This window comes from Methylobacterium sp. J-118 (assembly GCF_057836565.1).
Window position 1 is genome coordinate 18,086 of the sequence record NZ_JBYQFA010000002.1, and the last position, 19,218, is coordinate 37,303.

The 19,218-nt window shown below is 65.6% G+C and carries 28 protein-coding genes; 13 read left to right on the forward strand and 15 right to left on the reverse strand.

The features are described 5' to 3' along the window. Positions 1-54: 54 nt before the first annotated feature. Positions 55-603 carry a PAS domain-containing protein gene (locus AC3IF3_RS28690; RefSeq protein WP_489231421.1) on the reverse strand — a complete coding sequence of 183 codons (549 nt, stop codon included), beginning with the start codon at positions 601-603 and terminating at the stop codon, positions 55-57. A 406-nt stretch (positions 604-1,009) separates the two neighbouring features. Here AC3IF3_RS28690 and AC3IF3_RS28695 point away from each other — a divergent pair, with 406 nt between their 5' ends. Continuing rightward, positions 1,010-2,188: a zinc-dependent alcohol dehydrogenase gene (locus AC3IF3_RS28695; RefSeq protein WP_489231422.1), complete on the forward strand. Its 1,179-nt coding sequence runs from the start codon at positions 1,010-1,012 to the stop codon at positions 2,186-2,188. A 282-nt stretch (positions 2,189-2,470) separates the two neighbouring features. Here the strand turns inward: AC3IF3_RS28695 and AC3IF3_RS28700 are convergent, their stop codons facing one another. Beyond that, the gene (locus tag AC3IF3_RS28700) at positions 2,471-2,614 is read right to left on the reverse strand and encodes a hypothetical protein (protein WP_489231423.1); all 144 of its coding nucleotides are present in this window, start codon (positions 2,612-2,614) and stop codon (positions 2,471-2,473) included. Between the two features lie 159 nt (positions 2,615-2,773). Further along, a complete protein-coding gene (locus AC3IF3_RS28705; RefSeq protein WP_489231424.1) occupies positions 2,774-3,112 on the reverse strand; it encodes a nucleotidyltransferase domain-containing protein in 339 nt (112 codons plus the stop codon). Between the two features lie 66 nt (positions 3,113-3,178). Here AC3IF3_RS28705 and AC3IF3_RS28710 point away from each other — a divergent pair, with 66 nt between their 5' ends. Next, positions 3,179-3,604, forward strand: a complete 426-nt coding sequence (locus tag AC3IF3_RS28710; RefSeq protein WP_489231425.1) for a hypothetical protein — start codon at positions 3,179-3,181, stop codon at positions 3,602-3,604. 5 nt (positions 3,605-3,609) lie between these two features. On the opposite strand, the gene AC3IF3_RS28715 is transcribed toward AC3IF3_RS28710, so the two are convergent. From AC3IF3_RS28715 to AC3IF3_RS28730, 4 genes are all read right to left on the reverse strand, one after another. Then, positions 3,610-3,858 carry a hypothetical protein gene (locus tag AC3IF3_RS28715; protein ID WP_489231426.1) on the reverse strand — a complete coding sequence of 83 codons (249 nt, stop codon included), beginning with the start codon at positions 3,856-3,858 and terminating at the stop codon, positions 3,610-3,612. Continuing rightward, positions 3,858-4,067, reverse strand: a complete 210-nt coding sequence (locus AC3IF3_RS28720; protein WP_489231427.1) for a hypothetical protein — start codon at positions 4,065-4,067, stop codon at positions 3,858-3,860. The genes AC3IF3_RS28715 and AC3IF3_RS28720 overlap by 1 nt, the downstream gene beginning before the upstream one ends. A gap of 318 nt (positions 4,068-4,385) precedes the next feature. Beyond that, positions 4,386-5,141: a sigma-70 family RNA polymerase sigma factor gene (locus AC3IF3_RS28725; RefSeq protein ID WP_489231428.1), complete on the reverse strand. Its 756-nt coding sequence runs from the start codon at positions 5,139-5,141 to the stop codon at positions 4,386-4,388. Between the two features lie 50 nt (positions 5,142-5,191). Continuing rightward, complete coding sequence (locus AC3IF3_RS28730) at positions 5,192-6,019, reverse strand: helix-turn-helix domain-containing protein (RefSeq protein WP_489231429.1); 828 nt, start codon at positions 6,017-6,019, stop codon at positions 5,192-5,194. 393 nt (positions 6,020-6,412) lie between these two features. Between AC3IF3_RS28730 and dps the strand changes: the two genes are divergently transcribed. The 6 genes from dps (at position 6,413) to AC3IF3_RS28760 (ending at position 12,033) form a co-directional block, all read left to right on the forward strand. After that, positions 6,413-6,949 carry a DNA starvation/stationary phase protection protein Dps gene (dps, locus tag AC3IF3_RS28735; protein ID WP_489231430.1) on the forward strand — a complete coding sequence of 179 codons (537 nt, stop codon included), beginning with the start codon at positions 6,413-6,415 and terminating at the stop codon, positions 6,947-6,949. Positions 6,950-7,212: 263 nt separating this feature from the next. Continuing rightward, complete coding sequence (locus tag AC3IF3_RS28740; protein WP_489220922.1) at positions 7,213-7,431, forward strand: hypothetical protein; 219 nt, start codon at positions 7,213-7,215, stop codon at positions 7,429-7,431. A 490-nt stretch (positions 7,432-7,921) separates the two neighbouring features. Continuing rightward, positions 7,922-9,613: a circadian clock protein KaiC gene (kaiC, locus tag AC3IF3_RS28745; protein WP_489231431.1), complete on the forward strand. Its 1,692-nt coding sequence runs from the start codon at positions 7,922-7,924 to the stop codon at positions 9,611-9,613. Next, on the forward strand, positions 9,610-9,963 hold the full coding sequence (locus tag AC3IF3_RS28750; protein WP_489231432.1) for a circadian clock KaiB family protein: 354 nt from the start codon (positions 9,610-9,612) through the stop codon (positions 9,961-9,963). The genes kaiC and AC3IF3_RS28750 overlap by 4 nt, the downstream gene beginning before the upstream one ends. Continuing rightward, on the forward strand, positions 9,960-10,292 hold the full coding sequence (locus AC3IF3_RS28755) for a circadian clock KaiB family protein (RefSeq protein ID WP_489220925.1): 333 nt from the start codon (positions 9,960-9,962) through the stop codon (positions 10,290-10,292). Before AC3IF3_RS28750 ends, AC3IF3_RS28755 begins: the two co-directional genes overlap by 4 nt. Next, positions 10,273-12,033, forward strand: a complete 1,761-nt coding sequence (locus tag AC3IF3_RS28760; RefSeq protein ID WP_489220926.1) for an ATP-binding protein — start codon at positions 10,273-10,275, stop codon at positions 12,031-12,033. The genes AC3IF3_RS28755 and AC3IF3_RS28760 overlap by 20 nt, the downstream gene beginning before the upstream one ends. 173 nt (positions 12,034-12,206) lie before the next feature. Here the strand turns inward: AC3IF3_RS28760 and AC3IF3_RS28765 are convergent, their stop codons facing one another. The 5 genes from AC3IF3_RS28765 to AC3IF3_RS28785 all read right to left on the reverse strand — a co-directional run bounded on the left by AC3IF3_RS28765 (position 12,207) and on the right by AC3IF3_RS28785 (position 15,154). After that, entirely contained in the window at positions 12,207-12,611 is a 405-nt protein-coding gene (locus AC3IF3_RS28765) for a hypothetical protein (protein WP_489231433.1), read from the reverse strand. A 90-nt stretch (positions 12,612-12,701) separates the two neighbouring features. Next, a complete protein-coding gene (locus AC3IF3_RS28770) occupies positions 12,702-13,427 on the reverse strand; it encodes a hypothetical protein (protein ID WP_489231434.1) in 726 nt (241 codons plus the stop codon). 446 nt (positions 13,428-13,873) lie between these two features. After that, a complete protein-coding gene (locus AC3IF3_RS28775; RefSeq protein WP_489231435.1) occupies positions 13,874-14,434 on the reverse strand; it encodes a hypothetical protein in 561 nt (186 codons plus the stop codon). Between the two features lie 58 nt (positions 14,435-14,492). Continuing rightward, a complete protein-coding gene (locus AC3IF3_RS28780) occupies positions 14,493-14,780 on the reverse strand; it encodes a hypothetical protein (RefSeq protein WP_489231436.1) in 288 nt (95 codons plus the stop codon). Positions 14,781-14,863: 83 nt separating this feature from the next. Further along, complete coding sequence (locus AC3IF3_RS28785; protein WP_489231437.1) at positions 14,864-15,154, reverse strand: hypothetical protein; 291 nt, start codon at positions 15,152-15,154, stop codon at positions 14,864-14,866. A gap of 123 nt (positions 15,155-15,277) precedes the next feature. On the opposite strand from AC3IF3_RS28785, the gene AC3IF3_RS28790 reads away from it, so the two are divergent. The 5 genes from AC3IF3_RS28790 to AC3IF3_RS28810 all read left to right on the forward strand — a co-directional run bounded on the left by AC3IF3_RS28790 (position 15,278) and on the right by AC3IF3_RS28810 (position 16,798). Continuing rightward, the gene (locus AC3IF3_RS28790) at positions 15,278-15,517 is read left to right on the forward strand and encodes a helix-turn-helix domain-containing protein (RefSeq protein ID WP_489231438.1); all 240 of its coding nucleotides are present in this window, start codon (positions 15,278-15,280) and stop codon (positions 15,515-15,517) included. Positions 15,518-15,682: 165 nt separating this feature from the next. Then, on the forward strand, positions 15,683-15,934 hold the full coding sequence (locus AC3IF3_RS28795; RefSeq protein WP_489231439.1) for a hypothetical protein: 252 nt from the start codon (positions 15,683-15,685) through the stop codon (positions 15,932-15,934). Then, positions 15,931-16,095, forward strand: coding sequence for a hypothetical protein (locus AC3IF3_RS28800; protein WP_243972562.1), 165 nt, complete (start codon positions 15,931-15,933; stop codon positions 16,093-16,095). Before AC3IF3_RS28795 ends, AC3IF3_RS28800 begins: the two co-directional genes overlap by 4 nt. A gap of 126 nt (positions 16,096-16,221) precedes the next feature. Then, a complete protein-coding gene (locus AC3IF3_RS28805; RefSeq protein ID WP_489231440.1) occupies positions 16,222-16,461 on the forward strand; it encodes a 3',5'-cyclic-nucleotide phosphodiesterase in 240 nt (79 codons plus the stop codon). 55 nt (positions 16,462-16,516) lie between these two features. Continuing rightward, complete coding sequence (locus AC3IF3_RS28810) at positions 16,517-16,798, forward strand: hypothetical protein (protein ID WP_489231441.1); 282 nt, start codon at positions 16,517-16,519, stop codon at positions 16,796-16,798. Positions 16,799-17,074: 276 nt separating this feature from the next. On the opposite strand, the gene AC3IF3_RS28815 is transcribed toward AC3IF3_RS28810, so the two are convergent. The 3 genes from AC3IF3_RS28815 to AC3IF3_RS28825 all read right to left on the reverse strand — a co-directional run bounded on the left by AC3IF3_RS28815 (position 17,075) and on the right by AC3IF3_RS28825 (position 19,163). Next, positions 17,075-17,257 (reverse strand): Rmf/CrpP fold protein, encoded by a 183-nt coding sequence (locus AC3IF3_RS28815; RefSeq protein ID WP_489231442.1) that lies wholly within the window; start codon positions 17,255-17,257, stop codon positions 17,075-17,077. A gap of 843 nt (positions 17,258-18,100) precedes the next feature. Then, positions 18,101-18,676 carry a hemerythrin domain-containing protein gene (locus AC3IF3_RS28820; protein ID WP_489231443.1) on the reverse strand — a complete coding sequence of 192 codons (576 nt, stop codon included), beginning with the start codon at positions 18,674-18,676 and terminating at the stop codon, positions 18,101-18,103. 61 nt (positions 18,677-18,737) lie between these two features. Next, on the reverse strand, positions 18,738-19,163 hold the full coding sequence (locus tag AC3IF3_RS28825) for a hypothetical protein (protein WP_489231444.1): 426 nt from the start codon (positions 19,161-19,163) through the stop codon (positions 18,738-18,740). Positions 19,164-19,218 lie beyond the last annotated feature (55 nt).

Below are 19,218 nucleotides of genomic sequence, written 5' to 3' on the forward strand. Positions count from 1 at the left end.
TTGCATACCCGCTTGGGTTGCAAATTAGCCGAGCTGTCTACGTTACCCATACACTCAGTGGATGTTGGCGCTCGCATCGCCCTGCTGAAATCCGCGAGCCAGACGCCTCCCGACGTCGAAGAGTAGGCTGTCGATCGCCGGCAGCAGTTCATCGGCCACGCCGAGAGCAGTTGCACGCGCCATCAGGAGGTGATCTGCCAGCACGTCAAGCTTCGACATCGGCGCGAACTCGCCGACGGCAGACGCAGCTCGAAAGGTCTGAAGCTCGGCCCTCGCGACGAACCCGCTCTGGGTAGGTTCAAGGCTCCGGATCATGCCGAGATAGCCGATGAACGTTCCGCAGCCAGGCAGGTGCGAAGGCGCAGCGGAGTCAGCAACCCAGACGTAAGCGCCATCGTGCCGCCTGAGGCGGTAGTGCAGGACGAACTCGCATTGCAGGCTGCAAGCCTTCAGGAATGCATCCTCCATCATCCCGCGTTCGTCAGGATGGATGACTTTGGCCCAGCCACCCCCAAGTGCCGCTGGCGTTTCCTGACCCGTGAACGCGTACCATTCCTGGCACATGTAGGTCGTCTCTCCTGCAGCATTCGTCGTCCAGATCATCGTGACTTCCCTAGGACGAGTTACATCGCAGATACGAGCACCCACGTTGCGCGGCCGGACAGAGCAAACTTCTGCTGTTGTAGGCGGTTTCCAATCGGCGTCGAGGAGATCGCCTGACCGTCCGTCGGAGTTCGTCAGACCGTCCGGTCATATGATGCCACGGCGTGGGGCAGCCTACGCGGCCACTCGCCCCAAGGCGCCGGCCCCTCCTGCGGATCGTAAGTCTGGCCACGGTGGTCGGGCATGCGCTCAGGATGGCGGGCGGCGGGGTGGGTGTCGAGGCAATCTTGTGCTCCTGTCACAGTGCCGCTTCCTCACATCAGCGAGAAAGAGGCTCTTCGACCGGGAACAGCCCGAGTTGCAGACGGCTATCCCTGCAGTTTGTACCTGCAGGAGAACGGGTCCGATGAAAGCACTCACGTGGCAGAGCCGAGGCAAGATCACCTGCGAGACGGTACCCGACCCCAAGATCGAGCACGGGCGCGACGTCATCATCAAGGTCACCGCCTGCGCGATCTGCGGCTCCGATCTGCACCTGATGGGCGGCTTCATGCCCACCATGGAATGCGGTGACGTCCTCGGCCACGAGACCATGGGCGAGGTCATCGAGGTCGGGAAGGACAACCAGAAGCTCAAGGTCGGCGACCGCATCGTCGTGCCGTTCACGATTTGCTGCGGCGAGTGCCGCCAGTGCAAGTGGGGCAACTGGAGCTGCTGCGAGCGCACCAACCCGAATGGCAAGATGCAGGCGGAAACCTACGGCTACCCGCTCGCTGGGCTGTTCGGGTTCTCGCACATCACCGGTGGCTTCGCCGGCGGACAGGCCGAGTACCTGCGCGTGCCCTATGCCGACGTCGGCCCCATCGTGGTGCCCGAGGGCCTTACCGACGAGCAGGTGCTGTTCCTCAGCGACATCTTCCCAACGGCCTACCAGGCTGCCGAGCACTGCGACATCGGCCCGGAGGATACCGTCGCAATCTGGGGCTGCGGTCCGGTCGGCGTGCTCGCTGTGAAGTGCTGTTACCTGCTCGGAGCCAAGCGTGTCATCGCGATCGACAGCGTCCCCGAGCGGTTGGCGCTCGCCCGTGAGGCCGGTGCCGAGACCATCGATCTCGGCAGTCAGAACGTGCAGGACACGCTGATGGAGATGACCCATGGCCTCGGGCCCGACTCGGTCATCGAGGCAGTCGGCATGGAGTCTCATGGGGCGGACACCACGCTTCAGAAGGTATCTTCCGCCATCATGGAGCACACCGTCAGCCTGGAGCGGCCGTTCGCGCTGAACCAGGCAATCCTGGCCTGTCGCCCCGGTGGCAATGTCTCGATGCCGGGCGTCTTCGCCGGGCCGGTCGGGCCAGTGGCGCTCGGCGTTCTGATGAACAAGGGGCTGACCCTGAAGACGGGCCAGACGCACATGGTCCGCTACATGAAGCCGCTGATGGAGCGTATCCAGAAGGGCGAGATCGACCCGTCCTTCATCATCAGCCATCGCTCCACCAACCTGGAGGATGGCCCAGCGCTGTACGACATGTTCCGAGACAAGACCGACAACTGCACCAAGGTCGTGTTCAAGCCACACGGTTGAGATTGAGCCCGAGCCGCCCCTTGTATCAGCAGTGGGGCGGCTACCCAGCTACTGCACGTGCTGACGTCAGCCTATCTGCGCACGACGTCAGCCCGAATTGGGCGCACAGGGCAAGGCACAAGCCCTGATCTTTCAGAGTACGGCCACAGGTGCTTTGCGTGCCCGTGTCAGCCGCTGATAGGGAGTAACGGGGGAGTGCCGGGGTCAGGGGTCAGCCGCTGATCGGGAGTGGCGTTACTTTCGGCCTTGCCGATGCCCTCGCCGAGGCCGCCTAGGAACCGCTCACAGAGGGATGATCCGCTTCTTCGGGTCGTCCCAATCCTTCCACCCCGTGCCCTCGTGGAAGCCGCTCAGCGCGTCGAAGGCATCATCTACCTTCCGCAGGTCCCAGATGACCCGAGAGCCGATCCGGAACGGTTGAGGCATTCGGCCTTCCCTCACCAGTTCGTCGAATTTGGGCGCGCTGATCCCGACGTAGCGGGCGGCCTCCTGCCGACTCAGCCCACGCCGGGGCACAACCTCCACCCGGGGCGCGAGCACTGCGTCAGGATCCTCGGGGCGGCGCTTCGGCATCGTGCCCGAGCCCTACCGGGACCAGAGTAGGACGGAGGTGGCCCTAGCCTTGGCCGCGTTCTCGCTCTCCTCCTCGCCGGGTCGGGCGAACCGCTTGAGATGCACGGCATGCTGGAGCGCGGCCGTCAGGTCGGCCTCCCACCGATCACCGAGCGCCTGATAGTTACCCTCCGGCCAGTCGGTTCCCGGATCGCCAGGGGTCCCGGGCACCAGTACCAGGGCAATGTCCACGTCGCTGTCTGGACGCGCCGTGCCCTTTGCCCGGCTCCCGAATAGCCAGACCTCGGCTACGTTCTCATTGCTGGCAGCCCACGTGCGGATGGCCTCAGTCCACTCGGGGCGCACGTCCATCTCGGGCCTCCTTAGTTTGCCTTACCGCTACGCTTCTTTCACGCATGGTGGCACAGTCCGGCCCTTATGCCGATCCGGCCCGAGCACCGCTTCTTCTACCCCATCGACTGGCCGCAGCTCTCGGCCGTGATCCGGTTCGGCCGGGCGCAGGGCCGCTGCGAGAGCTGCGGGCGGCCGCATGGTCGGATGGTCTACCACCTCGGCGATGGGCGCTGGTGGGACGCGGACGCTAGCCGCTGGCGCGACGGCTGGGGCAGGCGGATCCGGATAGCTGCGGAGGCTGACATCCTCGGCCGTGCCCGCCGAACCCGGGTGGTCCTGGCCGCCGTCCATCGGAACCACGACACCGCGAACAACGCCGACGCCAACCTCGCGGCCTTCTGCCAGCGCTGCCACATGATCCACGACCGGCCGGAGCATCAGCGGCGGCGTTGGCGCACCCTGTTCCGGCGGAAGGCACTCGGTGACCTGTTCGGCGGACCTTATGCCTGAATCGATCAACGCGCGGTCTGAGGAACCGCCATCGCCGAGGCATTAGCCGGTGCTCCGTCCGAGCCTCCCACGATGCCGATCAGGTCGGCTTCCGTCAGCGAGACACCATCCGGATCGGTGATCGTGATGTCCTGTCGCCCGGCTGCCTTGAAGTCACGGAGCTTGCGTAGCGCCCACTCCGCCGTCGGGCACTTGTAGGTAATGATGCCATTCTTCGCAGCGCCCCGGACGACGTAGAGGCGGCGCTGTTCCATCACACGTCGATCCCGGCAGCCCCCAAGACGGCCCGCTGCTTCAAGATGCCGATCCGGTGTGTGCGGATCACACGCTCAAGGTCAAGCACGGCAGGGTCATCCTTCTCACGCAGAGCGGCGGTCGCTCTCGCAAGCGCGGCAATGACCTGTTCGTCGAGCAGGATGTTGAGGGCGAGCCTGCGCTGAAGACAGTCGCAATGATGATCCATGTTTCGGCTCGGCTCTGACATGCAGCCTCAACCGGGCATATCGGCTGCGGGTTCAAACCAGCGATGCAGCGGCGCAATTTCGACCATTGTTCAGCTGTTTGAGCACGGGTTTGGCGCGTGCAAGCTCCAAATCGCTCGGCCATCTGGGGCGGAGGTAGACAGCGTTCGCGCCGAGGGCTTGGAAATCCAAATCGAGATCGCGTGCGATGGCGACCGCCGCATCGTCATCGGCTGCAGTTATCGTGCGCTCGGCGAGTGTCGGACCAACGACGCCGTCCTGTTGACGACAGACAGCACGGAAGATGATGCGCGCATGCCCTACCCTGCGTTTGCTGAGAGCATCACGGCGTCAGTACCGATCTCGGCACCGTTGTAGCCGAGTATCCGCGCAAGCTGGTCCCGGGCCCTCCAGATACGGCTCTTCACGGTCCCGACTTGGCAACCCATGACCGCGGCCGCTTCGTCGTAGCTCATGTTTTCCACTGCGATGAGGATCAGGGCTTCCCGCATCACTGGATTGAGACGGTCGAGAGCTGCGCTGACATCCTGTAGGTCGAGGCGGCTGGATTGCTCAGGCAAGGTGACCATGCGGGCCGCGTAGCTCCCATCGTCGTCCTGAACCTCACGATGCTTGCGCTGTCCGGTGTAGTAGAAGTTGCGGAGGATCGTGAAGGTCCACGCCTCAAGGTTCGTTCCTGGAAGGAAGCGGTGCCTGTTTTTCCAGGCCCGGAGGAGGGTTTCCTGGACGAGATCCTCGGCTGCAGATCTGTCCCGGCAGAGCGATAAGGCGAAACGCCTGAGCGATGCCGCTGTGGCGAGGAGTAGTTGCTGGAACTCAGTGTCGTTGCGAGTATGGGCAGCACCGACATCTGCATCGAGCTTGGCCAGGAGATCCGCGAAGCGCTCGACAGCGCTCGCTTCGGCGTCGGTCTGATCCTCAAGCCCATAGACTGCCGCTATCAAACTGCCGAGGTGCCGTCGGATTGGCTCCGAGAGGATGACGTCAAGCGCACGGGATGCGGCCTCGTCTGCGCCCTCGGCTTCGGTCGGTTCTATGGTCGTTCGAGAAGCCAAGTTGGAGCGCCCTGTTCAGATCGTTCGATAGAACGGCCAGGTACATGTCTTCACGGCATAGCTCGGCCAGTGCGACCAACCGCGCGGATTCTCGCTCGGTCTGATCGGTCGAGGTTGCCCGCCGCTCGTCGGCAGCTCTTCTTCGGCTCCGTTTTCCTCGATTCTCCCAGATCCAGAACCTGAGTAGACGTGGTGGTCGCGCTTTTGACCCCTCCCCCTTGCGAGAGGGAGGGTGCTGCCTGCTCTCTCCGGTTCGAGAGAGGATCGCCTTTCCGCGCCAGCCGCAGCCAAGCCAGCCACTCGCGGCTCACGATGCGCACGATGTTCGTGTCATTGCGCCAGCCAGTGACCTGCCGCTCCTCGACGGTCACGAACCCGAGCCGCACAGCCTCGCGGATCGCGTTCTTCACGGTCGTGCGAGACACGCCGGTCACGGCCGCTAGGTTGTCGATCGCCAGCCGGCAGTCGCCACGCCGGGCGGTCTCGGCCGCCACCAAAGCCAGCACAGCGGCCTCGGCCAGAGTGAACCGGGCTGCGAGACCGGGCGGCAGGCGGCCAGAGGCGGCCCAGCGGCGGCGACGCTCCATCGAGGCGCCCGTGCGTGGCCGGGAGCCGACGCCGGGCCTCCTGGGGCTTCCCACGCATTTTTGCGCGGGCAGGCCGATCGAATGCCTGGCTGTTCCCCCTGAGTTCGGGCTCTGTCCGGATCGCGGTCCATTTTTGGACAGCGTTCGCGTTTCGATCAGCCCGGACAGAGCTTCGGCCTCGGCCTCCGTGACCTTCCCCTCCCCATAGGAGCGCCACAGCAGTGCCGTCACTTGCGGCAGGGTGATTCGGCTCGCGGCCTCGATGGCGCGCCTCAACTCGTTGGCAAACATGGTCCTCGGCCCCGTGAAAGGGCCGCAACAGGTCGTTCCGGGCCGCCACAGGGGCGTCCGGTCCACAAGGTCAAGCCTCATCGTCGCGGGAATTGGCGTTCCCGCTTGACGCCCAGGGGCGTCTCATGGCTTGTGAGGAATTGCAGCAGGCCTCACAGGCCCTTTGATTTCGACGGCCCTCCAGTTTGGCGACTGGGGGGCCGTTGGCTTTTCAGGGGTCGACTTGCGGCGGCGGTGTCTCCTGATGGTGCCGGCGACTCGCGCGAGGCGCGCGCCAGCCGGACATGGCATGTCGGCCGGGCGGCACGGTTAAGTCAACGTTGGGGCGATCAGACAGCAGGAACCAGAGGCGGCTCGACCTGCTTTCGCACCCGACTCAATCGGAGCGATAGCATGGCGACCAACGGCACCCCGCGGCCTCACCAGACCCGCAACGACACCGACTTGAACGCCAAGAAGGTCTCGATCGAAGCGCTCAACGCCCGATTAGCCGATGGCATCGACCTCGCGCTGGCGGTCAAGCAGGCCCACTGGAACCTCAAGGGCCCCTCGTTCATCGGCATTCATCTGATGCTCGACGGTTTCCGTACCGAACTCGACGACCTGAACGACAAGGTCGCTGAGCGCGCCGTGCAGCTTGGAGCCACAGCGCTCGGCTCGACGCAGGTCGTAGTGAAAGGCACGAAGCTGCCGCCGTACCCGACGGGCGTCTACGCGATTGCCGACCAGCTTGCCGCGCTGATCGACAGCTACGCCGCCTACGCCAACGCGGTGCGGGAGAACATCGACCAGACCGACGAGGCGGGCGACCCTGACACGGCCGACCTATTCACCGAAGTCTCGCGGGCGGTCGACAAGCAGCTGTGGTTCATCGAGGCCCACGTGCAGGAGCCCACCGGCGAGATGCGCGACGGGAACCAGGGTCGCTAAACGACCTCCCACGACCTTCAACCTAGCCCTCTGCCATGGCCTGAAGAAGTGCGGTGGGGCTGGGTTAGGGCAACTGCTGCCCGCATCTGGTTGATCGCCTCTTACTCTTCGGCTTCCAGCCGCCGACGAACGTAGCGTAGGGCTGGCGGACGGGAGGCCATGGCCGTCCTGAGAGCCCTGCGAAAAGCCGCCTGCGACCGTCGTAGCCATCCCTCAAACACGGGCGATCCCTTAGGTGAGGAAACCAAAAAAGGAGGGCAATCGTGCCGGTGTCATGGATTGAGGCGCTCGTCGCCATCAACCAAGAGATCGTTGCCTGCGATAGGCGCTTCCACCGTCAGTGCATTCTGGTGGCCCACTTGTCCGAGCATGGACAGGTTACAGCCGAGGAAGAACTACTGCTCGCTTCCTACATGACGAGCCTCACTCTGATCCGTGCGCACCGCGACGATCTCTTAGCTGATGCCCCGACCGACGCATGAACGCCTTTAATCCCGAACCCCTGGGGCCGGCTACGACCCTTCCGGACGTCAGGCCAGATCCATCCATAGATCTGATTTCTAGCAACAGCTGATGTTCTACGGTGGCGCATCCCCGAGGGCGCGTCGCCATCAGCCAATCTTCGTCGATGATCAGAGGGGCGCACTCGATCTCAGCAGGACCGTCGCGGCAACGCGAAGACGGCGAACACCTGTGATCAGGCGCCAATATCACGAGCTTGACAGTATCGTGTATTGCTATCAGCAAGACAGTCCCGTAGCCCGCTCGGGTACGAAGGACATCGCCGCTTGAGGAAACCGCTCGCCATTCGGATCGACGGAGAGGTCCTCGCCGCCGCGAAGCTGTGCGCTCGCCAGGACAACCGTACCCTAACCAACCTGATCGAAACTCTGTTGCGCGAGCGTATCGCGGCTTCAGCATCCGTCGCAGCTGATTGCATCTCAGCACAGGCGCCGACCCGAGGATCGACCCGTGCAGACTGATCCCACGCCGCGCGCCACTCTGCCGAAGGCGCCGACCGGCATCGACGGCTTTGACGATGTCACCTACGGCGGCCTCCCAGCTGGACGTCCATCCCTCGTCTGTGGCGCTGCAGGCTGCGGCAAGACCCTGTTTGCCACCACCTTTTTGGTCAACGGCGCGACCCGGTTCAATGAGCCTGGCGTGTTCATGAGCTTCGAGGAGCGCGCCGAGGACCTCGCGGCCAACGTTGCGTCCCTGGGCTACGATCTCGATGGTCTGATCTCCGCCGGCAAGCTCGCCGTCGACCACGTCCGCGTCGAGCGTAGCGAGATCGAGGAGACCGGCGAGTACGATCTCGAAGGCCTGTTCATCCGTTTGGGCTTCGCGGTGGACAGCGTCGGCGCCAAGCGCGTGGTACTCGACACGATCGAGACCTTGTTCGCCGGCCTGAGCGACGCTGCAGTGCTGCGCTCCGAGCTGCGTCGGCTGTTCGGCTGGATCAAGGATCGCGGCCTCACCGCGATCATCACCGGCGAGCGCGGCGAAGGCCAGCTCACGCGCCAGGGTTTGGAGGAGTACGTCTCGGACTGTGTGGTGCTGCTCGACAATCGGGTCGAGGACCAGATCACCACCCGCCGCCTGCGTATCGTCAAGTACCGTGGCTCCGCTCATGGCACCAACGAGTACCCGTTCCTGATCGACGAGCAGGGTATCAGCGTCCTGCCGGTGACCGCGGCCGACCTGAGCTACGACATCTCCGATCAGGTGATCTCGACCGGCATCGACAGCCTCGACGCGATGTTCGGCCCCGGGGGCGTGTTCCGCGGCTCCAGCATACTGCTCTCCGGCTCGGCCGGCACCGGCAAGACCACGCTCGGCGCCCACCTCGTCGACGCAGCCTGCGGGCGCGGCGAACGCTGCCTCTCGTTTGTGTTTGAGGAGAGCGGCGAACAGATCTGCCGCAACGCCCGCTCAGTCGGGCTCAATCTTCAACGCCACGTCGCGACCGGCCTGTTGCGGTTCGAGGCGGCGCGCCCGAGCTTGTACGGGCTGGAGATGCATCTCGCCCGGATGCACCGGGACATCGAGCAGTTCCAGCCACAGCTCGTGGTGATCGATCCGATCTCGGCTCTGCGCGGCCCGGAGGTCGAACTGCAAGCGACGCTGCTGCGCATGGTCGACATGCTTAAGAGCAGGGGCATCACCGCGGTGTTCACCAGCCTGCGCACCGACGGCGCCTTCGGTCAAGCTGGCGATCTCGGCCTGTCCTCGCTGATGGACGTGTGGATCAAGCTCCAGGAGGTCGAGGCCAACGGTGAGCGCTCGCGCACGCTCTACGTGATCAAAGCCCGGGGCATGAGCCACTCGAACCAGGTGCGCGAGTTCCAGATGTCGGCCGTCGGGCTCAAGCTCGTCGACGCCTACATCGGCCCAGCCGGCGTGCTCACCGGCACCGCGCGGGTCGTACAGGAAGCCCTGGAAGAAGCCGACGCGCTGCGGCGCCGGCACGAGAATGAACGCCGCAAGCGCGAGGTGCTACGGCGGCGGCAGTTGATCGAGCGCCAGATCGCCGAGTTGCGTGCCAGCCTGGAGACGGCCGAGGATGAGGAGGCGCTGCTCGTCGACGAGGACGCCCGGCGCGAGACGCTGCTGACGGCCGAGCGCGTCGAGATCGGGCGCCGGCGGAGCGCCGCAGAATGACCGAGATCACCTCACCCTCCGGCGATCCAGTCTCCGAGGCCGACCTCGATCCCAGACAGTATCACCTGCGCCTGTACGTCGCCGGACAGACACAGAAGTCGATGGCCGCGCTGGCCAACCTCAAGCGGGTCTGTGAGCAGCACCTCGCCGGTCGGTACGAGATCGAGGTGATCGATCTCCTCAAGAACCCGCAGCTCGCCGCCGGTGATCAGATCCTGGCGATCCCGACGCTGGTGCGCCGGTTGCCAGCACCGCTGAAGCGGATCATCGGCGACCTGTCCAACACCGAGAAAGTGTTGGTCGGGCTCGACATCCGCCCGCGTGGTCCCGCCACGACTGCCACATCTTGAGCCATGACGGGGCAGACGCGCCAAACCCGGCCGAGTACCAGCTGCGTCTGTTCATCGCCGGCACGAGCCCGCGCTCGCAGCGCACGATCGAGAACCTGCGCCGGATCTGCCGCAACCATCTCGCTGGTCGCTTCAGGCTGGCGATCATCGACATCTACCAGCAGCCGGAACTGGCTGAGGCCGATCAGGTCGTAGCCGCGCCGACCCTGCTGAAACTGACGCCCCTCCCGGTACGCCGGATCATCGGCGATCTCTCGGACGAGGGACGCGTGCTGCGCGGTCTCGGCATCTTCCCACCTCCCGGAGACGATGATGAGCCCGGCCTCTGAGGTCCCGCTCGATCCGCGCGACGCCCGCATCCGCGAGCTTGAGGCGCAACTCGAAGAGAAGGACGACACGCTCGCGGCGATCCGGCGCGGCGACTTCGACGCGATCGTCGTTGAGGGACCGAACCAGGAGCGGCTGGTCTACACGCTGGAGAATGCCGATCGACCCTACCGCGTGCTGATCGAGCAGATCCAGGAGGGCGCATTCACCCTCAGTACGGATGGGGCGCTGCTGTACTGCAACCCGGGGGTCGCGGCGATGCTCGGCGTTCCCCCGGATCAGCTGGTCGGGCAGCCGCTGCACGACTTCGTCGACCCACGTGAGCATCCGACTTTGACGCAGCTGCTCGTCGAGGCTGACGACAGTGGCAGCGCGCGGGGCGAGCTCTGCCTGCACACGACTGCCGGGGCGTACCTGCCGACCAATGTCTCGTTCAGCCGACTGCGCCGCGGCGATGGCGTTGCCCTGCTGTGCGGCGTGTTCACCGACCTGAGCGAGCAGCGGCAGCATTTACATGAACTGGCCGAGGCCAACGCTCAGTTGAAGGCGCAGGGCGAGCAGCGCGAGCGGGTCGAGGAAGCGCTGCGTCAGGCGCAGAAGATGGAGGCGATCGGCCAGCTCACAGGCGGCATCGCCCATGACTTCAACAACCTCTTGACGATCATCCGCTCGTCGACCGATCTACTGCGCCGGCCCGACCTCGCGGAAGAGCGCCGCCGCCGCTACGTCGACGCCATAACCGACACGGTCGATCGCGCCGCCAAACTCACCGGGCAGCTCCTGGCCTTTGCCCGGCGGCAGTCACTCAAACCGGAGGTGTTCGACGTCAACGAGCGAGTGCGGCACGTGACCGACATGCTCGGCACGATCGTCGGTGCCCGCGTGCGCATCGAGCGCGACCTTCACCCAGAGCCATGCTGCATCGAAGCGGACGTGAGCCAGTTCGAGACCGCCCTAGTCAACCTCGCGGTCAACGCCCGCGACGCGATGGACGGCGAGGGCACGCTGTCGTTGCGCATCCAGTGTGGAGCCGGGATGCCGGCGATCCGATCACATCGGGCCGATCCGGGTACCTACGTGGCGGTGTCGGTGAGCGACACCGGCTGCGGTATCGCCCCGGAGTTGGTGGAGCGGATCTTCGAGCCGTTTTTCACCACCAAGGAGGTGGGTAAAGGTACCGGCCTCGGCCTGTCCCAGGTGTTCGGCTTTGCCAAGCAGTCCGGCGGCAACGTCGGGGTCGAGAGCGCGACCGGACGGGGCACCACCTTCACGATTTACCTGCCGCACGCGCAGAACACGATCAGCGTGGTCGAACCGGAGGCGCTGCCGGCGCGCGGCGTCCAACGCGATAATGGGCGCGGACAGCGCATCTTGGTGGTCGAGGACAACGCCGAGGTGGGTGCGTTCTCGACGCAGCTGCTGCAGGACCTCGGCTACGTCACGACCTGGGCGGCGCGCGCCGACGAAGCGCTGTTGATCTTGTCCGAGCGGCGGGGCGAATTCGAGGTGGTGTTCTCGGACGTGGTCATGCCAGGCATGAACGGCGTCGAGATGGCACGCCAGATCCGCCGACTGTACCCGGGCCTACCGGTGGTGTTGACCAGCGGCTACAGCTACGTCCTAGCTGAGGACGGCCGGCACGGCTTCGAGCTGTTGCACAAGCCCTATGCGGTCGAGGAGCTCTCGCGCGTGCTGCGCAAGGTGATGACCCGACGGTCGCGCATCTCGACATCCCCGGCGTGATCCTTCGTTCAATCTAGTCCAACTTGCGCAGAGCTTGCACCAAGTACTCGACCTCGCCGTCCCGGAGACGGCGTGCAGACAATGAGCCCTCTAGCGTCCGGCTACGAAGCGCTTGCGGACGTCAAAAGGCTCGTGCGCTGGGATCGGCTTTCCACCCTAAGCAGACCTCGGCATCACGCTCGCTCCAGCAGGTCGAGGAGCAGCGTCCCGGCCGCTGCGATGACGTTCCCCCGCCCGCGCCAGGGCAGGATCGTCGCCTCGGGCAGCAGCTTGGCCGCCACCTCCGACAACGCAGTCTCAGGCGCCTCGGCCTCTCGGTCCTGGTCGTTCCTGCGCATGTAGACCACCTGTGAGCTGGTGGCGTTCTCAGGTGCGGCCAGGAACGGCTCAGCGTCCCCGCCATCCTCAAGGTCGGTGTCGCCGTCCATGTGGTCGAGCACGGCGATGATGCGGTCCGCCGCGTCGAGGGCGATCTGGGCAGCCTCCTCTAGGCTGGCGCGGAGTGTTGGTCCGGTGAGCGGCTCCAAATCTGGAGCGGCCGGTTTCGGACGCGGGGTGAAGGTGAGCACGTCGCCCATGGTGATGGTCTCGGGTCACGATGAGGGGGAAGCCCGGCGGGATCCGACCGGGGCGGTACGCACGGCGACAGGAAGGGGGAGAGGGGCCGGTCAGCCGCCCCACGCCTTGGCGATCTCGGCATCGCCGTTCGGGGAAGCGGACTCGAACACAGCAAGGCGCAGCTCGCGGCGGACGCGGTTGCGCTTCGCTTCCGTGGCGTCTGGCCCGACCTTGCGGGCGTACTCGGCCAGCGCGATCCGGTGCAGGCGTTCCAGCTCCAGGCGTAAGCCCTCCCGGACGATGACGAAGCACTGCGGGTCATCCGCCGGGTAGGCCATGAACCCCGGCGGTGGGCTGTGCCAGTCGGTCGGATCGGCCGGAGGCGTCAGAGCCGTGCTGCTGGACAGATTGGCGATCTCGCGCAGGATCACGCGCGTCAGCCGCCTATCGACGGTCAGCTTGACTTCGTCTTCTGCCGCGTCCCCGATGGTATGCGCCATGATATCGTGAAGCACGAGGCGCGCCTTCGCCCGCACGTCCGCCATGCTTCGGGAGGGCTCGTTGATCGCCTGCAGAAACACAGCGTTGTAGTCGTCCAGCGCAACGTCGAGCTGTTCGTCGCCCCAGTCATTGGCCCGGCTCAACGACGGGATGGCGTTCCAGTCGATCGCGGCTTGGTCGCATGCCTGGGCGAGTGGCGCGGACTGGGCGGGGGCCGCGTCGGGAGCGACCGGCTTGAACGCGGCAGTGCGGCTCGCCGTGGCGGCGGCGCGTTCCTTGAGGGCCTGACGGGACGAGTCTCGGCGGAACAGGCTGGACAGCTTGAGAGAGGGCACGGGCGGCCTCCGGGGATCACAGGATGACAGGAGGCGCGGCAGGGTGGCGCCGCGCGGTGGCGGCGTCAGGCGGCGTGTTCGGCCTTGGCTTGGGCGATGGCCCATGTCGGGAGGGAGCCGGCACCGGTGTAGAAGGCTTCGTCCCGGTCCTCGTGGTCCGGCTCGTCGCCGAAGCCCACGAAGCCATCGGGAAGAGGGGTGCCGGTGAGCGCTAGAACGGCACGCGTCAGCCCGACCGCGGCGGTGATGGCCGGGTCATCGTTGGTGTATTCGGCCTCTGCCAGGATCGCAGCGGCCAGCGCCGCGAGGGCGAGACCCTCAGTGGTGGCGGGTGGCGACAGGGCGAGAACTTCCCGGGCTGTGAGCCAGAGGCGTTGCCCAACAAGATCCGCGGCGCGCTCCTCGACGGTGCCGAACCCCGCGGTATTGCTGATCGGGCGCCGGGCTCAGTCCTCGGCATAGGCGGCCAGCAGGCGGGCGCGGTGCTCGGCGCGCTCGGAGGGGCGCACAGGCATCGGTGCGGGCGGTAAGGCGCGGCCGGGAATGAGCGCGGCGACTTCGCGTAGGACCGTCACCATCGCGCGGTCGTCGGCAGTGTCGCTTAAGCTTAGCACCTCGCCGTCGCTGGCGATGAGGATGCGGGCTTTGGCCGCGAGGTCGTCGAGGCCGACCGCGGGCTCGTCGGCGACCCGCCACAGCACGTCGTCGATCTTGCTTAGCTCAGCCTCTAACCGGTCGTCCGGCCAGTGGTCGTCCGGGGCTGCGGTGTCGTTGATCCAAGCCAGATGAGCCACAGCAGCATCACATGCGCGGGCGAGGTCGGATGAGGCGGCCGATGCCGCGGTGGCGGCGAGCGCCGGTAGCGAGACGGAGGCGGCCACCGTGCTGGCGACGACGGTCCGGCGGGTCTGGCCGGTTAGGCTGCCGTGCAGCTCGGCCGAACGCTTATGCAGGGCGGTGACGGGGCTACGGCGGATCAGGTTCTTTAGAGAGGCACGGAAGGACATCGCGGGATCCTCGAGGAGAGTGGCGCGGGCGACCGGCCCGCTCGGGGTGCGAGTCGGGTCAGAGCAGGGTGGCGAGGCCGGTCAGGACCATGCCGCCACCGATGATCGCGAAGGCGGCCAGCAGCTCGGCACCGACATCGAGGAAGCGCAGGGACCGGCTGTGCGACGTGTCGGGGCGGACAGGCGTCACGGCTTCCCACGGCTCGATCGTGCCGGGCTGCTGCTCGTCCGGCAGGTTGCGGTAGCTGCGATCGACGGGGAGCTGACGGCGGGCGGGGACGTGCGCCGCGGTGGCGCGCCGGACCGGGGCGGGCTGGCTGAAATCTGGGATGCGGACGTGCGTCATCGTTCGGGCTCCGGTGAGGGCTCGTGGCGGTGGGTCGATGGTGGAGGGGTGCGAGCGCCGGTCAGGCCGACGCGACTACGGGGTCAGTGAGCGGCGGCGCGGCGGGCGGCCTTGGCGACCTGCCAGGCGGCCTTGAGGGCGGAGGACATCGCCTCGCGGCGGGAGACACCGCAGCGCTCCATGATGCCGGGGGCAGCCTTGCAGGCGGCGGCCATGATCGCGGCGCGGTCGTATTGGCCGGCGGTGGCGAGGGGGCGGGTGCGCGCGCCGAACTGGATCAGGGCGCGGGCGCTGAGCAGGCCGGCGGGGATTACCGGCTTGCTGTCGTGCAGCGAGCGGGAGAGGCGGGTCCAGGAGACGGTGCGGTGGGACATGGCGACCATTCCAGGCGGGTAGCGCTTCCTTTTCGGCAGCGCTTGACCTAAAATGGACTATTCGCTGCCGATGTCAACCCATTTTGGGCGCTCGGTGGCCTAATTTAGGCATCAGAGGGCCAGATGCTTACGGGTGCGCAGATACGGATGGCGCGCGGCTACCTGAATTGGTCGGTCGCGAAGCTGGAAGAGGCGTCCGGCGTCTCCGCGACCACGATCAAGCGCATGGAGAAGAGCGACGGGGTTCCAAACACGATGACGGACAAGCTCACGGAGATCCGTCGGGCGCTTGAGGGGGCTGGCTTGGAATTCACGCCCGAGAACGGCCACGCAGCAGGCGTCCGTCCCAAGGTTAAGCCGTGAGCCCGCGCTGGGCCCGGATCGGCGGCACCGTCTCGCTGGCGGGGTTTACCGTCATCGTCTCGGCCCTGGCGGTCTGCGGGCTCGCGGGGCTAGTGCCTTGATCGCCAGCGTCGAGTTCACCAACGGCGGCGAGCCAGGCGTAAAGCTGCGCCGGAAGGATCCTTCGTGACCTACACCGTCGAGCAGCTCGCCCCAGGCAGCTACGACGTGCTGCTTGATGGCTGCCTTATTGCAGCCCTAGCGCGCGTCGTTGAGCGCGAGGGGCTGAGCAACGTGTGGCAGATTGAGTTGCTCGACGAGATACCGGCGGCCCAGAGGCCGGCACTGTTTACATCCCAATGGCACACTTTCGAGTCGCGACCGGCCGCTCTCAAATGGCTCGGCATCCGAGAGACGGGCGCCGAGAATGCCAGATGAACCAGGTCTGGAGCCGCCTCGTGGCGATCGGCGTGGCTGTTGTGCTCGTCACGGCGCTGAACCTACTGGAAGCGGCCGACTTGGAATACGCGTTCGCGGATTGCGCCTTTGCAGCCATCGCGGCTGGCATCGTCGTAGCGGCAGCGGATCTCCGTCCATGACCTCCGACCTGGAGTTCATCCCCGAAAACGGCGGTGGGGCCGGGATCCGGTTCCGGGAGCGGAAGGGATAGAATATCGCATTGAGCCAGTTAGCGCGTCGACGACTTTCTCCGGCCGGTATTTAATATGCGCAGCTTCATCCTCGCCGTCAGCCTCATCGCTATCGCCGCCCCCGCCCCAGCGCAGACGCCTAAACGCGGCAACAAGGATCTGAAGACCTACTGCTCCGGAGACGCCGTCACCTTCTGCAGCGGTAACGATCCGAATAGCCCTGAGATGGACGCCTGCTTCCAGAAGAACATGGACAAGATCTCAGAGAACTGCCGCCGTGCGATCACCGTCTACAAAGCCGGAGGCGGGAAGTAAGGAAGCGAGCTGCGAAGCTCCTCACCGAGCATCTGAAGGCGAAGGGCTATCTGAGATGAGCGACACGCCTGAACCCGACCGCGCCGCCCGCGTGATCGCCGAGAACGTCTACGTGGCGTTCTGCCAGCAAGCCACGATGCCTGCGCACCGGCTTGAGGAGCAGACGATCCTAACGCGCCTTGTTGAGGCAATCCGTCCACAGATCGGCAGCTCTCCGGGGGCGATCGTCGAGGCCGCCAACGCCGCCTTGTCGGCCTGGGAGCAGCGGGATCCTGATGTTCGCGGACCGCGTGTCGTGTCAGTCAATCAAATCGACGGTTCGGTGATCGTGGTTTAATAGTCAGTGAGCCAGTCCCTCACGCCTGTCCGTAGTTCACCGCCATCGCGTAGGCTAGGTGCACCGGAACGGATCTGCGGTCTGCGGGCTTACTCTGCCACTCCAGGGAGGACGATATGCTGACGGGTAGCCTGTTGTGGCTTTTAGGAGTGCCGATCCCCGTCCTGATCTTGATCTGGTTCTTCTTCCTCCGTGGGCGGTAGCGCCTCCCAGGCAACTACCTCGACACCGCCATCCCGACAACTACCCTGCCGGGACACGCTAGGCTCTCGCTATTTAGGCATCAGCCATAGGCAAGTCGGAACCGTCCTCGGTCGGCGTACCGTCGTAGCCCTCTAACCAAGCCTGACGCTCGGGCGAGTCCGCCGGATAAGGGCAGCTGTCCTTCGGTCGACCGATTGCCCGGGCGTGCGCCCCTTCGGCGATCGCTTCCACGGTGCTGGGCATGCGCGTGTCCATCGATCCGACAACGTGGTGAGGCTCAAAAAGGCGACGCGCCTCAATCGGAAGCGCATCGCAAGTCGGCTCGTGGTCTCATCGACGAGCCGCGCATCAAGCAGCAAGGCTCAAACCAGAATTACTTCCCGCTGGGCGCGGCGTAGCTGCCAGTCGTCCCGTTGCCGCCGCCGCTGCCGGCGGGCGCACCGCGAGTGGTGTTCCGGACGAAGCTGGCACCGGGGTACTTCCGCTGCGTCCGCATCATCGAGCGTCGGCCCATGCGGTGACGTCTCATCCGAACATTGGTGAGCATATCGGAAGGCGAAGAGACGCCAGCTACGGGGCCAGCTGGCACGGCTGAGGCCGGAAGGACCAGGTCGGCGAGGCCAAAACCAGCAAGCGCGGCGAGAACAAACATTCGCATGGAATTTCTCCTTGCCTCAGCGCAGGAGTATTGCGTCGGCCTTGGAAAATCCTAAAACAAGGCGGCAGTTCACTGCTCCAAGGGCCCGCGACTCAGCACCGCGTGCTTCAACGGATCACCAGCGACCAGCCCCCATCCGCCATCGCCATCTGCCGCCCATGGTTCTGCACCGCGATGCGGAAGGGGCGCCAATGGCAGAAGGAGCCAGTGGGGCGGAACCGCTGCTGGAACGCTCCTCACGCGTAAAAGGACGCTTCAACCGCCAGTGAGATCGACGCCCTCCCCCGCCAGCCCGTGATCAGATCGGGCGGCGGAGCTGAGCGCGTGTTGTGCCAGACGAGTGGGCGTAACTGTGCGAATTGCCGGCCTTGTGCAGACAGCGATCACCGTGGCCTAGGGCGGACCCCCTGCCGGGGAACACGCTCTCCGGTGGCGGCTACTCAGCTCGACCGGCCAAAGCGTCCGCTATGCCAGACCAAGTAGCCTAGGCCGGCTGCCACCCCGGCGAGCGTGGCGACAAAAGCGCCCTCACTCGACATGACCCCACCCACGGCGTTCCGCCGCCGGCTCTGTAGGGCCTTCGTCTTGGCGCGCACGAAAGCCCGTGTGGCAGCGGCAGCCTCCTCAGGCAAGAAGAGCGTCTGGGCTGCCGGGATCAGTTCGTGAACGTGCCGATGCAGGTGTTGATCCACGAGGAAGGTCACGTCCTCGAACGTGTTGAGCCAGCCGGCTCGGTCCCTCTGCCGGTAGCGAGCGAGCTGCTGAAGCTGTCGCCTGAACTCTGCATGGCCGCGGTGCAGGTCCTCGATCAGAGCGCGTGTCTGGCTTTCACGGCTCAGGGGACCGTATAGGCTCGCCTCAACAGCGATCTCGTGCCGCTTCAGTTCGTCCATGAGATCGGCCAGCATCCGCTCTCGGCTACCGACGGCACGGGGATCGTTGAGCGCGTAGGGGATATCGCGGATCAGGCCGCCGATGTTTTTGTGATCGCGCTCAATGAGCTGCCAAACGTCCATGCACGTCTTTCCTATTGGTGGCGTAGCAACGGCTTGAACCCCCTGTCCTCGTTGAACGTTCCTACGACCTCACTGGGGTCAGCTCCTGCAGGATTAGATCGATTGCTCGGACGAGCCGCTCCGCAGCATGGATCGCTGCGGGATCTCGCGACATCGCGATTGCAGCCTGTTGCAACGTGCGGAACTCGCGAAGGCGGACGGCCGGGTCGACACCTCGGGCGCTGGCGGATTGTACGAGGCCTTGGACCAGCTCGCGTGCCAAGCGCTCGTCGAGGCCCGGCGCCATCCCGCTCGACGACGGCGGATGGACCGTGTTCATGCACGTTTCGGCTGTCGAGCGGGTCGACCTGCGCCACTTCGGATGGCGTTGGCCACCCACCTGCTCGATCAGGCCTTCATCCTCTAGAACATCGCACGCCAGTTTGACGACCTCCCCTCGCCGCCGCGTCGTGATGCCGGCCCGCTCGGCAAGCTGCAGATTGCTCATGGGCTCATCGGCAAGAGCGTTGAGGATGTGGGCACGGACCGAAGGTGGTCGGCTC

Coding starts and splice junctions, on each gene's coding strand:
- AC3IF3_RS28690 (WP_489231421.1), bottom strand. CDS start 603: ATGATCTGGACGACGAATGCTGCAGGAGAGACGACCTACATGTGCCAG.
- AC3IF3_RS28695 (WP_489231422.1), top strand. CDS start 1,010: ATGAAAGCACTCACGTGGCAGAGCCGAGGCAAGATCACCTGCGAGACG.
- AC3IF3_RS28700 (WP_489231423.1), bottom strand. CDS start 2,614: ATGCCTCAACCGTTCCGGATCGGCTCTCGGGTCATCTGGGACCTGCGG.
- AC3IF3_RS28705 (WP_489231424.1), bottom strand. CDS start 3,112: ATGGACGTGCGCCCCGAGTGGACTGAGGCCATCCGCACGTGGGCTGCC.
- AC3IF3_RS28710 (WP_489231425.1), top strand. CDS start 3,179: ATGCCGATCCGGCCCGAGCACCGCTTCTTCTACCCCATCGACTGGCCG.
- AC3IF3_RS28715 (WP_489231426.1), bottom strand. CDS start 3,858: ATGGAACAGCGCCGCCTCTACGTCGTCCGGGGCGCTGCGAAGAATGGC.
- AC3IF3_RS28720 (WP_489231427.1), bottom strand. CDS start 4,067: ATGGATCATCATTGCGACTGTCTTCAGCGCAGGCTCGCCCTCAACATC.
- AC3IF3_RS28730 (WP_489231429.1), bottom strand. CDS start 6,019: ATGTTTGCCAACGAGTTGAGGCGCGCCATCGAGGCCGCGAGCCGAATC.
- dps (WP_489231430.1), top strand. CDS start 6,413: ATGGCGACCAACGGCACCCCGCGGCCTCACCAGACCCGCAACGACACC.
- AC3IF3_RS28750 (WP_489231432.1), top strand. CDS start 9,610: ATGACCGAGATCACCTCACCCTCCGGCGATCCAGTCTCCGAGGCCGAC.
- AC3IF3_RS28760 (WP_489220926.1), top strand. CDS start 10,273: ATGATGAGCCCGGCCTCTGAGGTCCCGCTCGATCCGCGCGACGCCCGC.
- AC3IF3_RS28765 (WP_489231433.1), bottom strand. CDS start 12,611: ATGGGCGACGTGCTCACCTTCACCCCGCGTCCGAAACCGGCCGCTCCA.
- AC3IF3_RS28775 (WP_489231435.1), bottom strand. CDS start 14,434: ATGTCCTTCCGTGCCTCTCTAAAGAACCTGATCCGCCGTAGCCCCGTC.
- AC3IF3_RS28780 (WP_489231436.1), bottom strand. CDS start 14,780: ATGACGCACGTCCGCATCCCAGATTTCAGCCAGCCCGCCCCGGTCCGG.
- AC3IF3_RS28785 (WP_489231437.1), bottom strand. CDS start 15,154: ATGTCCCACCGCACCGTCTCCTGGACCCGCCTCTCCCGCTCGCTGCAC.
- AC3IF3_RS28790 (WP_489231438.1), top strand. CDS start 15,278: ATGCTTACGGGTGCGCAGATACGGATGGCGCGCGGCTACCTGAATTGG.
- AC3IF3_RS28800 (WP_243972562.1), top strand. CDS start 15,931: ATGAACCAGGTCTGGAGCCGCCTCGTGGCGATCGGCGTGGCTGTTGTG.
- AC3IF3_RS28805 (WP_489231440.1), top strand. CDS start 16,222: ATGCGCAGCTTCATCCTCGCCGTCAGCCTCATCGCTATCGCCGCCCCC.
- AC3IF3_RS28810 (WP_489231441.1), top strand. CDS start 16,517: ATGAGCGACACGCCTGAACCCGACCGCGCCGCCCGCGTGATCGCCGAG.
- AC3IF3_RS28815 (WP_489231442.1), bottom strand. CDS start 17,257: ATGGACACGCGCATGCCCAGCACCGTGGAAGCGATCGCCGAAGGGGCG.
- AC3IF3_RS28820 (WP_489231443.1), bottom strand. CDS start 18,676: ATGGACGTTTGGCAGCTCATTGAGCGCGATCACAAAAACATCGGCGGC.
- AC3IF3_RS28825 (WP_489231444.1), bottom strand. CDS start 19,163: ATGAGCAATCTGCAGCTTGCCGAGCGGGCCGGCATCACGACGCGGCGG.